We start from the raw sequence: 14,569 nt of genomic DNA, 5'->3' as shown, positions 1-14,569 counted from the left end.
TTTGTATCCGAGTAAAGATCCGCCACTCCTACCGTCATTGTCACTGTCTGACCCGGTGCTGCGTACTCTGTGATATCACAGTCCCAGGTGGTAAACCCGCCGGTATGGGTACGTATATATTCCCCGTCAATCCACACCCTGGCATTACTGTAAACACCATCGAAGCGCACCATAATCCGGTTTTCTGCAAAATCTTCCGGAATGGTAATCTCTCTCTGGTAATAATATTCATTGTTCGTTAAAATATCAAATCCCTGCATCAGTGCTTCACCCGGCACCTTAATATTTTCCCAGTTTTTACCACTCCAGGCATCAAAATTAAATTCCTGTTTTTTCTCAGTAGGCGCCGGCACACCATTTGGCTCCGTATAATCCGGAATATTAAATAAGAACTTCCAGGTTCCATCCCCCGTTGTCTCATTCAGACTTATCTTATGTTCACTGACTCCGGGAATTTCAGCGGCAGCATCGGGAATCAAAGGCGTTTCCCACGACTCACTCCCGATCACGGTTTCTTCAGCCACCCCTCTAGACTCTGCATTGCTTATCACCGTCTCTGTTTTACTTTTCTCATTCATCTGCGCCGCGTCTGCCGGAACAGCCAGTTGTCCGAATGTCAGAGCTACGGCAAGCCCACCTCCCAGACAGCGTGTAAATATTGTTCTTTTTTTCTCTATTCTCATCTTCCCTTTTGCCCGCCTCTCTTCAACCCTCCGCACAGCGCTAAACACTGATTTCTGTTTGGGTATTGATATATCATTTTCATTTTAGCATAGGGTGATTAACCGCTTTTAGGATTATGTTTGTAACAAATTTTATTATTTTATGAATATTTACCTGAAGTTGGACTTTTTATCGAATTTTATATTATTTTTGGATTAAGAGGTACACCCTCAAAAAGCAGCAAAAAAGAAACGCTGCCTACAGATAATTATTTATCTGTCTGGCAGCGCCCCTGATTCCAAACCTGTTTCTTCTATTCTACTACTACCCCTTTTTGCAGCATAATGTTTGCATAAAGAGCTTTCTCGCTGGTTGCAATGATTGCATAAGCCGTCTTTGCTTCATCATAAAACGCAAAACGCTCAATGTTACCAATGGCTTTATCTCCGCGGCTGTCATACTTTGCAACGATTTCTTTGTATGTATCCCAGATCGGTGTCTCTACATCATCTCCCGGCATTACTTCCATTAAGTTTACCGGATTTTCCACATAAGTATCCAGTGGAAATACTTTTAAAATAGCGTCCAGGATTTCCGGTACACCATGTCCGTCACACCGGATAACAATTGCATCTTTTCCCATGGACTCTGCCGGGAAATTCCCGTCTGAGATTACAAGACGGTCACTGTGACCCATCTCGCATAATACTTTTAACAACTCTGGTGATAAAATCTGTGGTATTCCTTTTAACATTTGTTTGTCCTCCTAACATATGCGTTGATTTAATTTTATGATACAACTGATGCCTGATAATCAGGCATCAGATATAACCTTTATAAACTTCCAGACACCGTATTCCATGATGGCTTTATTATTATTGCACTGTTGGAAAACAATTTCAAGAGATATTACTTCATTTTATAAGTAATTACATTGGAATATTTTCCATAGAAGGTTTTTCCATCTGCTTTTACGTACGCACGTACTTTAAAGCTGTAGGTTGTGCCTTTTTTCAGTTTATTTACAACGGCTGTTGTGGTTTTTGCTGTATCAACTTTTTTATATTTTCCCTTGCCTGCTTTCATGTAAACTGCAAAGCCATCGCTTCTTACATTTTTGAATGTAAGTTTTACACTGTCTGCCGTATTTTTCTTTACAGACTTTAATGTTACTTTATTTGGCCTTGTAGCTGTGGTTACTGCAGTTGAATAAGCACCTTTTCCGGCTTTATTTACTGCTGCAACTTTGACCTGGCATTCCATACCAACCGGCAGTCTCTTAATTGTCATGCCTGTTTCATTTGTAGTTCCTGCCTTTGACCATTTCTTGAACTTTTGATTGTATACGTATACCCGGTAAGTATCCGCACCTTTTACTTTATTCCAGGTCACTTTCATTGAATGCGTTGCATTATTGCTGACTTTTACATTCGTAACCCTGCCTGGTTTTACGACTGCCGGTTTATTATCATCCTTAACCGTAATGGTACATTTTTCTGTAATATCTCCATCTGCTGTTTTCACAATAATTTCCGTTTTTCCATTAGATACAGCCGTAACTTTTCCATTGGAATCAACTTTTGCTACTTTTTTATCCTTAGACGTCCAGGTTACCTTTTTATTTGCTGCATTTTCAGGATAAACCTCTGCTTTCAGCTGAAGGCTTGCCCCTTTGCCGTATAATACAGCATTTGTTTTATTCAGGCTTACTCCGTTTACGGAGATTACAGGTTTATCAATCTTAACCTCTGCCTCACAGGATGCCATAAATGCTCCATCCTCTGATTTTACTGTGATAATTGCTTTTCCATCTGCAATTGCAGTTACCACACCGTTCTTGTCCACTTCTGCCACTTTTGAATCGGAAGAGGTCCAGGCAACATTCTTATTGGTGGCATCTTCTGGTGCTATGACTGCTTTCAGCTGTGCAGTCTCTCCTGCTTTGCTGAATTTTAAATGAGTTTCCTTTAAGGAGATTCCGGTTACCGGTTTCACAATGGAAACTGTTATCTGGCAGGTTGCTGTAAAATGCCCGTCTTCCGTCAATGCAATAATAGTAGTCGTTCCATCTGCTGCTGCAGTTACCACACCCTGATCTACATCTGCAACTTCCGGCATCGTAGATATCCAGGTTACATTTTTATTGGTTGCATTTTCCGGCATTACTGTTTCGTGTAATTCTAACGTCTCTCCTGCTTTTGTCAGGGTTGCTTCTTTCTTATCTAAGATAAGCTCTGTAACTCCAACCGGAATGGCTACCTTAATGGTGCAGGCTGCTTCAAATCCGCCATCCTCTGTTGTTGCCGTTATCACTGCATCACCATTTGCAATTGCTGTTACACAGCCATTTTCATCAACGGTTGCTGCCTCCGGATTGGAGGAATTATAAGTTATTTTCTGATTGCTTGCATTAGACGGCTGAACCTGCGGTTTTAACTGCAGTATTTCGCCTGCTTTCTGCATGGTGTGTTCCGTAATATCCATTGTGATACCTTCTACCGGTATAACCTCTGGTACAATTGCTACGGTAACTTCACATACTGCGGTGAATCCGCCATCTTCCGTAGTAACGGTAATCGTTGCCGGCCCATCCGAAACTGCGGTAACCAGACCATTTCCATCAACTGACGCGATATCCGGATCAGAAGATACCCAGCTTACATTTTTGTTGGTGGCATTCTCCGGATTAACGGTTGCTGTCAACTGGATATTTCCATTTTCTGTTGTGATTTCTGCAGTTGTACGATCCAGCGATACACTTTCTGCTCTCACTGGTATTTCTACATTTACTCTGCATGCAGCCACATAGCCGCCATCTTTTGTAATGGCTACGATTTCTGTATTTCCATTTGCTGCTGCTGTAACCAGACCACTCTGATCTACTGTTGCTGCCCTTTCATTTGTAGATCTCCAGGTTAATTCTTTGTTCATTGCATCCTGCGGTGTAAATACAGGATTTAACTGGAATGTTTCTCCTGAAGCCGTTAAGGTTTTTTCGGTTACGTCAAAGGCAATTCCGGTTACCCGAAGCCCTACTGTAACTTCACAGGACGCTGTCTTATTTCCGTCTTCGGTGGTTACGGTAATATTAGCCGTTCCGGTTGCAACTGCTGTTACCAGTCCGTTTTCATCTACCGTTGCTGCCTCTGGATTGGATGACTCCCAGGTTACGTTTTTATTCGTTGCATTTTCAGGTGCTACCGTTGCAGTTAACTGCAGGGTCTCTCCCACCTGGGTCAGTGTTGCACTGGCCTTATCCAGTTCTACACTTTCTACCGGTGCAGCCGGAGCTGTAAACTGTACATCGAATTTATCGATTACCGGGCCTGCTTTTGCATCTGCTGTAAATACCAGTTCACCTGCACCTGCTTTCGTCACTACAATTGGAAGTGCTACTGTTTTATATACATTTGCATCCGGTCCGGATACGTCCTGGCTGCCGCTTACTACGTTGGTACCGCTCCATACAAATGCATTTGGTGCTGAGGAGTTTCTTCCGCTTCTGTAAGTTGCGGTGAGTGTATAGGTACCTGCCTGAGTTGCGGTGAACGGAAGTTTAATTACATTTCCTGGTTCAAACCAGTTGATTTCTTTTTTATTGCTTGCATTCTCGTTATCGGAAATTCTTACATATTTATCCGTATTCACCGGATACAAGGTAAAGTGCTCCGCTTCTAAATTAGCTGTGCTTTCATCGGAAGGGAATGCAAATGGCAGAGCTTCTGTATAATGGTCAAATACAAAGGAAGCTTCAATGGTGCTGTTTGCCTGAACATTTACAAAAGTATAAGAATATGAATTTGCTGCTTCATCCTCCACTACTAACTGGTCTTTCACCGATTCGCCATTTACTAATACATCATCAATTTTGTAATTAGCCTCTGGTGTGATCACAAACTTCTTATCTGTTCCCTGATAAACCTCATTATCACCTGCATCACTGATACTTCCGTGTTCTCCTGCTGATGCATCTATCTGGAACTTAACGTAGTCAATTTCATTTGGTGTAATCTCGAACTTATCAATTACCGGTCCTGCTTTTGCATCCGCTGTAAAGATAAGGGTTCCGGCACCTGCTTCTGTAATCTTAATCGGAAGTACCACTTTGTGATATTCTGTGGCTCCATCTTCACCGTATACATCCTGGCTGCCGCTTTCAATCTTTTCACCACTCCAGACAAAGGCATTTGGATTGTTCTGTGCCCTGCCGCTTCGATAGGTAGCTTCCAGATTGTAGGTACCTGCTTTTTCAGCTGTATAATGAAGAATAATCTTATTTCCAGGTTCGAACCAGTTTACTTCTTTTTTGTTGCTTGCCTGGTCACTTTCTGTAATTCTTACATATTTATCCCCTTCAATCGGATCCAGGGCAAAAAATTCTGCTTCCAGAAGCTTCGACTGATCTTTATATGCCGGGAAGGCAAACGGATCTTCTTCTGTATATGGATCTCTGGACACCAGTCCGTCAATCGCTGCTTTCAGATTATTATATGCATTTGTGATTGCAACTCCGGTTGCACTTTCATTATCCACAACCTTTTGAGCTTCTTTTTTCGCATCCATCATTGCATTCCAGCTGTCTTCCTTGTAGTATGCACTTACCAGCGAATCAGTAGAAGCAATCAGTTCTGATACCATATCTTTTGTGATCTTATCAGCATCTGTGATGGTTACACGGGCAGAAGGCTTAAATCCTAGTACCGCGCCATCGGATGGCTCTACCAGGTCAACGCTGAAGTAAAGATCACCGGTATTTAAGGTCTGGCGTTTTGTCGTTACATGAGCTGTTTTTTCTGTTTCCCCTTCTTCAAATACCAGTTCAATTCCCTCTGTAGGTATGTATTCACTTTGCACTGCCGTTCCCGGGTTATCCTGGAACAGAACGGTTGCCCTGCCTTTAGAACCGCCGATACGTTTTACAACAAAGGCATTTTCCGTATCTTCCGGCACCGTATAGGCAGTCTGTTCTAATTCGAACATTCCTTTACCGCCATTATTTAATGCTAATGCCGCTTCCAGTCCGATTGCCTTGTTTTTTACTACCAGTCTGATCGTATGCTGTCCATCCTCTAAATCAGGTGTTTCATATAAGACCTGTCCCACTGCCCTCTTGGATGCATTTGTGTTAATTGTAACAGGCTCTGCAGCACCGTCAATATACAAATCTGCTGTTCCATGATTCGGGTCCTGTGTTCCTAAAAGCCACGCTTTTGTGCCTGTAAACTTAAGCGTTAACTCAGCATTTGGATTTGCCCACATATTTGTACCATTTGTGTACTGGGAACCGGTTTCCTGGGTCCATCCGTTTCCGATTTCAAATCCGATGCCATCTGTTGTATCCGTATCTTTGATATCGATGTTATCCAGGCCATCCGGGATTGCCTGTCCGATTTCAAAGCCCTGGGATGCTTTATAGATTCCGACTTCACTGATTACAGGAACTGCATAAGAGCCGGTAATATTAATGCGTACCTTATCTGCTTTTACAGGAGTTTTCCGGCAGAGTTTTTTCGGACCGATTGTAGTCCCTTCTGCAAACTTTTTCCATTCTCCGCCCTGGTTCTGGTATTCCACGGTAAAGGAAGAAACCCGCTGTCCCAGCTTAATCGCTTCTTCTATGGATACCACATCAAATGTTTTGGTTGATCCAAGGTCTATCGTTATGGAACCTGTAGTGGAACCATCATTCATGGTCCAATAGGTATCATCATTATTATCTTTTAGATTATCCGGTGAATATGCAATATCATCACCCCTTACCGATGATGCAGAAATAGTTACACCTTCCTGTGCAGCTAAATTCTTCTTAAACGTCTCATTGATATTCGATCCGAATTCAGAAACCCTGTCTAAGATAGTCTGATCTATGGTTCCTTCTCTGTTCGGCGGTACATTTAATAACAGAACCGCACCATGTCCAACAGAATCGAAATACATATTGGAAAGCTGTTCCAGACTGAGCGGTGTCTTCTTACCCGGTCCCCAGAACCAGCCCGATGTAATCTTTGCATCTACTTCCGGAACTGTCCATTGATTGCCGTCATGGTATCCGGAGGTTGCTCCCCCTACCTGCCTGCTGTCAATGGTATCTCTCTCCTTATCCACTCTTGATTTCGACCAGGTCTCTTCGTTGGCAAAGCCGCTTTCGTTTCCGATCCAGCGTACTGTTGTGCGGGATTGTGCACCAAATAACATACAATCAGATTCAAAATTTTTAGATGCAACTCCTTCATTTTTCTGGATTGTATCAAACCATAAATCAAAATCATAATCCTGCGCCATTGAGCCGCTGCCTTTAGCTCCGTCCATCCACACTTCTACGAAATGTCCGTCATTACCATATTCGTTATTACCCAGAATCTCCTGGAGCTGATTATTATAATACTCATTATAATCTAAAAAGTCATGCTCTTTATCCGTTGGATTCCCCTGTTCGTCACGATATCCGTATGATGGATTATTTACATCCCATGGTGATAAATATAATCCCATATCCATATCGTATTTTGTACATGCCGCTGAAATTTCTTTCAGCACGTCCCCCTCATAATCAGTACTTTCCAGATCATGCTCCGTATATTTACTTCTCCATATACAAAATCCATCATGATGCTTTGCCGTAATGATTAACTTTTTAAATCCCGCGTCCTGCAATGATTTTACCATGTTATCCGCATCAAAATCATTTTCCAGTGCAAAACTGCTTGGTGACTCCTGCCCATTTCCCCATTCTGTATTGGTGTAAGTATTCATGCCGAAGTGACAAAATGCAGCTAATTCCTGTTTCTGATAATCGTATTGGTTCTGACTCGGTAATACCCCCCAAGGTGCAGGCGCTGCAGTTCCCTTTTCACTCAGGTCGATGCTGTAGACACCCTCCCTGTTTACTTCCCGGGTTTCAGCCTTAGCGCTCATTGAGCTCACCGGAGCCAGTACTCCCGGTACGATCATCGCTGCGGTCATTGCCGTCGACACAAATCTTTTCCAAGTTTTCTTCATACCTCTTCTCCTTTTCTTGTTCGTTTTTGGTTACTTTATAAAAAATTCTGAAAATTCAGAATATTTTATCATTTTTTCCATCAATTACCAAGCATTTTAAATACAAAAATAGAGAGGGAATTTACAATCCACTCTCTATTCCGTTTTGAAGCATATTTAATTAAAACTATGAGTTAAAAAGTATTTCAGTATTCTCTACAGATTATTCGTACAGACATGGAGCGATGTCTGGATCTTCCATAGTTTCTGCTGTATACCATAAGCATCCTGTATCAACATCAGATACAGCTTCGCCCTTAGCTGCTTTTGCTGCTAATGTAACTGCCTGGTAACCGATCTGTACTGGGTTCTGTGTGATAGATCCTGCGAAGATACCATCTTTGATTGCCTGTAACTGTACTTTACCGGAGTCAAATCCTACAGCGATGATCTTGTCAGCGCCAAGTTTCTGTAAACTTTCATTAGCTGTAACGATATTCTTAGCTGAAAATTCGTTAGAACCATAAATTGCTACTAAGTCAGCTTTGTTCAACAGAGTGTTTGCTACTGTTACACATGCTGCGTCATCTGTTGTTGCAGGGATACCTACTTCGATAACAACTTTTGCGCCGTCAACTTTAGCGTTGTATTTGTCATGTCCTTCAACAGAAGTTTTGTCAGCTCCGATTAATTCAACCATTTTATCAATGAAACCGCTTGTACGTTCACCGATAGACTGTGATGTAGCATCCTGGGATACACAACCAATTCTTACTGGTTCAGCTGGATCTGTTACTTTGTCTTTGATCAGTTCATATAATTTTTCTGCTGCAAGTCCGCCTGCTGCATAGTTATCTGTAGCTGCGTTAGCAACGATTGTTCCTTCCGGAGCACCTGGAACACCAGAGTCAAATCCAACGATTGGGATACCGGATGCTTTTGCATCATTAACGGATCCTAATACGGAATCTGGATCAAGAGCTGCAAGACAGATTGCACTTGGTTTTTTGTTAAGTGCATTCTTTAACTGCTCAACCTGTTCCGGAATAGCACTTTCATTCTGTGGTCCAACGAAATTAGTAGATTTTAATCCAAGATCTTTAGCTGCATTTTCGGTACCTAATTTAACAGCTTTCCAGAAGTCATGCTGGAAACCTTTTGCAACGATTTCAACTGTTACATCGCTGTAATCACCTGTTGCTGCTGAAGTTGTAGAAGCTTCAGATCCTGCTTCTGTTTCTCCTGCTGCTGCTTCTGTTGTAGCTGCTTCACTTGCTGCCTCAGTTGTTGCTGCTGTAGTTTCTTTTTCTGATGCTGCTGTTGTAGCTGCCTCAGTTGTCTTTGTTTCTGTGCTTCCACACCCTACTGCTAAAGCTGCTACCATAGATACGCTTAATACTGCACTAATCACTTTTTTCTTCATTGTTAAATCCTCCCTTAATAGAATTTGAAGTTTTTATTTTGATCTTCCTGCATTTTGCAGGAAGATTGAATAACATTATTAGTTTCTGCCGCTTAACCCTGTTTTCTTCTGTTATAAACATCTGCAAATACTGCGATGATTAATACGAAACCAGTAATAAATAACTGATAGTGAGGCTGTAATCCAACAAATGGAAGACCTGTTTTCAGTACGGACATGATAAATACACCAATCAAAGTACCGGATACGGAACCAACACCACCGGAAAGAGATGTACCACCGATTACTACGCCGGCGATTGCATCCAATTCGTAACCATTACCTGTACCAGGCATGATGGTTAAGTAAACTGCTGCATAGGAGATACCTGCTAATGCTGCAAAAAAACCACTGATTACATATGCTAATGTTTCCCATTTTACTACGTTTACACCAGACAGTCTGGTTGCTTCTTTGTTACTTCCTAATGCAAGGATATAACGTCCCGGGCGGGTTTTATTTAAGAAGATGGACATAATAATTGCCAATACAATCAATAAGATAAATCCTGTAGGAATTCCGGCTAACGGAAGTCCTTCTCCCTGGAACTTGAAGATATTTCTAAACCAGCTTCCTGCTGACTCACCCTGTGGGAAAGTAACACTTGCTGTTGCTGTTACGATAGAACCTAAACCTCTTGTGATCATCATCATACCCAGTGTAGCGATGAAAGCCGGCAGTCCCATTACGGAAACCATCAAGCCATTTGCCATACCGAATAAAATACCTAAGATTAAGATCACAACCATACAAAGTGCCATCGGAAGGCCTGCTTTATTAAATAAAGTACCGCCGATTAATGCACAGCAGACACAGACTGTACCGATCGATAAGTCAATTCCGCCTGTAATAATTACAAAAGTTACACCAATTGCTAAAAATCCAATGTAATAAGATGAATCTAAAATACTGATAAATGTACTATATTGAGCGAAGTTGGTTCCTGCTATACAAAAGAAGATAAATAATACAACCAATGCCAGTACGGCTACCAATTTCTGCGTTCCAATACTTCCTAACTTTCCTTTTTTCTGCTCTGCCATTTTCTCTTACCCTCCTGATTATTCTCTTAATGTTGCAGCATGCATGATCTTTTCCTGAGAAGCTTCTTCAATGGAAAGCTCTCCAGTCTTGCGGCCTTCGCACATAATAATGACTCTGTCACTCATACGAAGTACTTCCGTAAGTTCTGATGAAATCATGATAATGGATTTTCCATCTTTAACAAGTTCATTCATCAGAGCATAAATCTCGCTCTTTGCACCGACGTCAATACCACGGGTAGGTTCGTCGAAAATCAGGATGTCACAGTCTCTGGTAAGCCATTTTGCTATAACTACCTTCTGCTGGTTACCGCCAGATAAATTCTTTACTTTCTGTTCAATCGAAGGTGTTTTTGTCTTTAACGCTTCTACATACTTCCTGGTAACTTCTTTTTCTTTTTTCTTATCGATGAAAAGACCGTTTGTAAAGTTCTCCAGAGAAGCCATCGTCGTATTTTCAGCTACTGTTTTTTCAACATTTACACCGAAACGCTTTCTGTCTTCTGACAGGTATCCGATGCCCGCATTTACTGCATCCTGAGGGCTCTTAATATCTACCTTTTTGCCATTAATATATACTTCACCGCTGTCCTTTTTATCGGCTCCGAATAATGCTCTTGCTGTCTCTGTTCTTCCTGCTCCCATCAATCCTGAGAAGCCAAGGATTTCTCCTTTGTGAAGATCAAAGCTGACATTTCTGACCATCTTCCCGGCATTTAAGTTCTTAACACTTAATACAACCGGTGCATTTGGAGGTACATTGCTGTGTTCTTTCGGGTCTTCATAAACAACACGTCCAACCATCATATTGATGATATCATCCTTCGTGGAATCTTTTGTTACGATTGTTCCTACATACTCACCGTCACGCATAACCGTTACTCTGTCAGTAATTCTCTTAATTTCATCCATTCTGTGAGATATGTAGACGATTCCGATATTCTTCTTGCGAAGGTCATCGATGATCTTAAATAACTCAGTGATTTCAGCATCCGTAAGAGCAGCTGTAGGTTCATCAAATACAATCACCTTTGCATCCGTTGAAATAGCCTTTGCAATTTCACACATCTGCTGCCTTCCTACTGTAAGACGTCCCATCGTATCCCTAGGATCAATATCAATATTCAATAAATCAAATAATTTTTGTGCTTCGACATTCATCTTTCTGTCATTGATCATTTTACCGTTCATGCTTTCGCGTCCGATAAATATATTTTGAGCAACAGTCAAATGATTCATCATGTTCAATTCCTGATGCACAATAACGATACCTGCTGTCTGAGCTTCTTTTGGGCTTTTGAACTCTACTTCTTTACCCTCAAATGTAATGGTACCTTTGTCCTTAGCATAAATTCCGGTTAATACTTTCATCAAAGTTGATTTACCGGCTCCGTTCTCACCCATCAGTGCATGAACTTCACCTTTTTTTAATTCCAGATTAACCTCTTTTAAGGCATGGACTCCGGGGAAAGACTTATCAATGCCTTTCATTGTCAGTATTACATCACCCACGTTCTCACCTTCCATTTCTTTTTTTTGCAGTTATTAAATAACTTTCTTCTAACTAATGAACATTATATGTCTAAATTGTGAATATAACAATAGAATATCTTCTTAGAAAAGGTAAAAATCTTACTGTATAATAATTTTTTAACCTTTTAGTGTACAAAATGACTTAATTGCCTAAAGCCGATTCTCTCAACCGGCAGAAACTCTGGGTTGTGACATGCTGCACGCTGTTTGCAATTGTATCCGATGTTTGGAAATATAAGATATTTAGATTTTTTAGTTTTTTAGATTTTTAAGATTTTTAAATTTTTTAGTTTTTTTAGATTTTTTTAGTCTTTTTAGTTTTTTAAATTTTACATTTTTAGATTTTTAAGATTTTATGTATATAAGATACTTAAGATTTAGCAGAATGAACAACCAGTCCACAATGATAAGCTAAAGCTGCCTTATGCATTTTATACGTTCGATGCCAATAGTGTACAGCATGCCACCCCCCTGGGGTTCCACCATGCTGAGAAAACCAGCTTTGTATCAACAAACTGCATCCCGGAAAGAGAAGGGGGCGCACCATGGCAGGCGTTTGGAAGGCGTATAGCAGATCTGAGCATTTACTTACCTTGCCGGAGTGTTTTTTGGCGGATAGTATCCGACTGGCTCCCATCGGATACTAAGCGGGCACTGAGCTGCGAAATACGCCAAAAAGCGCTCCGGCAAGGTTAGAAAATGCCAGTTCTGCGGTAAGCCTTCCAAACGCCTGCCATGGTGCGCCCCCTTCTCTTTCCGTACACTACCTACATCTACAAAGCGTCTCCTTCTCAGCTAAACCCAATTTCAATAAATTGTACACTGTAATACTAGTTAGATTCCCGAAAATGAAACAGCAATTTCTGATTTTCTTCAGTATACATATTATCTTTCGTAATTAATTCCGATCCGGAATTCACATCTTTCTCTACGACGGTTCCATGGGCAATTTCCACTGCCTTCTGTACACCAAGATAGCCCATATTAAAGGGCTTTTGAATGATAATCCCCTTAAAGACACCTTCTTCCAGCAATTGAATTTCTTCTATAGAACTGTCGAATCCAACCATAGTAATCTTTCCTTCCAGACCCAGGTCTTTCACCGCACGGGCAGCTCCTACCGCAGAATATTCGTTTAATCCCGCTATGACATTAATACCGGGATTTTTTTCCAGCATTTCTTTTGTAACCTCATATGCTTTCTGGTAATTGGAATTGCAAAATACCGTATCTACAATATTTTCTTCGTATTCTCCCAGTCCGTCCCGCAATCCATGCTCCCGCTCCATGGCGGTGGAAGAACCTTTTACATGGGCCACAATGCCGATCACCGGGTCACTATCCGGCAGATTCTTTTTTATAAAATCTCCCATTTTCTGTCCTGCCTGGAAATTGTCGGTTGCCACCAGGGTTAAACCCAGTTCCTGGTCGATAGAGGAATCCACAAGCACAACCTTTATTCCCATCTCAAGCGTCTGCTTAATTGCATCCGTTATATCCGTAAAACTGCTGGGGGCAATCATGATAACGTCCGGCCTGTCCTCTGCCGCCTGAAGCAGCAGCTCCCTTTGTTTGATATAGTCATTTTCAGAATCTGCTCCGGTAATGGTCATATTCGCATCATATTCCTTCGCCGCCACCTGGGCACCTTCTGTGAGCGATCCCCAAAAATCCGAATCATCCACAATTTTAGGGATAAACACTATCTTAACCGGGCTGGTCTTCCCCTGCCAGTGTCCAATCAGCGCCCAGCCCGTGAATAGAAGCACTGCCCCCACTGCCAGGATGACAAGGATGGATTTTTTACTCTTCGTCATACGCATCTTCCTCCATTTCATCATTTGGTATCGTTACGTATACGCTTGTACCAATACCCGGCGTGCTCTCATAAGCCAGACCATATTCCTTACCGTAATACAGCTGCAGACGGTTGTGGACATTATAGACCCCAACTTTATTAGATACTTCGTCCGGACGTTTGTTTTCCAGAACGTGGTCCAGCACTTCTTGTTCCATTCCCACTCCATTATCCCGAATGCAAAGGATGATTTTTTCTTTTGTCATTTCTCCGGTGATATAGATCATTCCTTTTGTTTCTTTATATTTGATACCATGATAAATTGCATTTTCAACAATAGGCTGAATCACCAGCTTTACGATACTCTTTCTCTGAATCCGGGCTGGAACGTCTATCTCAAATTCCAGCTGGTCACGGTAACGCATTTTCTGAATTGTGAGATACTCCCGGGTGTATCCCAGCTCTTTTGCAATGGTAACAATTTCATCCTCATTACTGATACTCTGGCGCAATAGTTTTGCCAAAGACGATGTCATCTGCACTACCTCACGGTTTTTCCCTCCCTCAGACATCCAGATAATGGAATCCAGGGTATTGTATAGAAAATGCGGATTGATCTGGGATTGCAGTACCTTTAGCTCACTTTTCCTCTTTTCCTTCTGTTCCCGTACATTTTCCTCCATCAGGTTCTGTATCTTTCCTGTCATAATATTAAATGATTTGCCAAGGCTTGCCACCTCATTTTCCCCTTTGCTGACAAATGCTGCATTTTGGAAATTTCCCCGCTCTACTTCTTTCATGGAATCCTTGAGATCCTTAATAGGCTTTGTAATTTCTTTCGACAACACAACCGCGAGTATCATGGCCAAAGCAAACAGCCCGGAAGCTATTACCAGATAAAATATCTGCATTTCGTCTTTGTTCTTGATCAGCTCTCCTATGTAAGAAACACCTGCTATGGTCCAACCGGTTTCCCTGGAAGTACTGACCGTATATAATTTACTGCCATTACCTTCATCTGTAATGAAGCTGCCATTTTCCTGCGCCAGAACACGGTCTATTGCTTCTACTTTCAAACCACTGTTCAGCAAT

8 protein-coding genes are annotated in these 14,569 nt (G+C 41.6%); all 8 read right to left on the bottom strand.

The annotated features are described in order from the left end of the window. A partial coding sequence (locus RHS_RS26745; RefSeq protein WP_047834888.1) for a sugar-binding domain-containing protein occupies positions 1-683 on the bottom strand: 683 nt, incomplete at its 3' end. A gap of 293 nt (positions 684-976) precedes the next feature. Beyond that, complete coding sequence (locus RHS_RS26740; protein WP_027295069.1) at positions 977-1,417, bottom strand: RbsD/FucU family protein; 441 nt, start codon at positions 1,415-1,417, stop codon at positions 977-979. 155 nt (positions 1,418-1,572) lie between these two features. Then, positions 1,573-7,662, bottom strand: coding sequence for an Ig-like domain-containing protein (locus RHS_RS32080; RefSeq protein WP_395023581.1), 6,090 nt, complete (start codon positions 7,660-7,662; stop codon positions 1,573-1,575). 202 nt (positions 7,663-7,864) lie between these two features. Further along, entirely contained in the window at positions 7,865-9,064 is a 1,200-nt protein-coding gene (locus RHS_RS26725) for an ABC transporter substrate-binding protein (RefSeq protein ID WP_047834887.1), read from the bottom strand. Positions 9,065-9,156: 92 nt separating this feature from the next. Beyond that, a complete protein-coding gene (locus tag RHS_RS26720; RefSeq protein WP_047834886.1) occupies positions 9,157-10,146 on the bottom strand; it encodes an ABC transporter permease in 990 nt (329 codons plus the stop codon). Positions 10,147-10,164: 18 nt separating this feature from the next. Beyond that, positions 10,165-11,658, bottom strand: coding sequence for a sugar ABC transporter ATP-binding protein (locus tag RHS_RS26715; RefSeq protein ID WP_047834885.1), 1,494 nt, complete (start codon positions 11,656-11,658; stop codon positions 10,165-10,167). Positions 11,659-12,509: 851 nt separating this feature from the next. Beyond that, positions 12,510-13,496 (bottom strand): substrate-binding domain-containing protein, encoded by a 987-nt coding sequence (locus tag RHS_RS26710; protein ID WP_044293944.1) that lies wholly within the window; start codon positions 13,494-13,496, stop codon positions 12,510-12,512. Further along, on the bottom strand, positions 13,483-14,569 hold a 1,087-nt coding region (locus tag RHS_RS26705), incomplete at its 5' end, for a histidine kinase (RefSeq protein ID WP_047834884.1). The genes RHS_RS26705 and RHS_RS26710, both read right to left, overlap by 14 nt.

The organism is Robinsoniella sp. RHS (assembly GCF_001029355.1).
Lineage (GTDB): Bacteria > Bacillota > Clostridia > Lachnospirales > Lachnospiraceae > Robinsoniella > Robinsoniella peoriensis.
The sequence above is the reverse complement of the archived record's forward strand: the minus strand, read 5'-3'. Positions and strand labels throughout refer to the sequence as shown.

What these genes read in the sequence shown, in the direction of transcription:
- RHS_RS26740 (WP_027295069.1), bottom strand. Translation starts at nt 1,417, where the DNA reads ATGTTAAAAGGAATACCACAGATTTTATCACCAGAGTTGTTAAAAGTA.
- RHS_RS32080 (WP_395023581.1), bottom strand. Translation starts at nt 7,662, where the DNA reads ATGAAGAAAACTTGGAAAAGATTTGTGTCGACGGCAATGACCGCAGCG.
- RHS_RS26725 (WP_047834887.1), bottom strand. Translation starts at nt 9,064, where the DNA reads ATGAAGAAAAAAGTGATTAGTGCAGTATTAAGCGTATCTATGGTAGCA.
- RHS_RS26720 (WP_047834886.1), bottom strand. Translation starts at nt 10,146, where the DNA reads ATGGCAGAGCAGAAAAAAGGAAAGTTAGGAAGTATTGGAACGCAGAAA.
- RHS_RS26710 (WP_044293944.1), bottom strand. Translation starts at nt 13,496, where the DNA reads ATGACGAAGAGTAAAAAATCCATCCTTGTCATCCTGGCAGTGGGGGCA.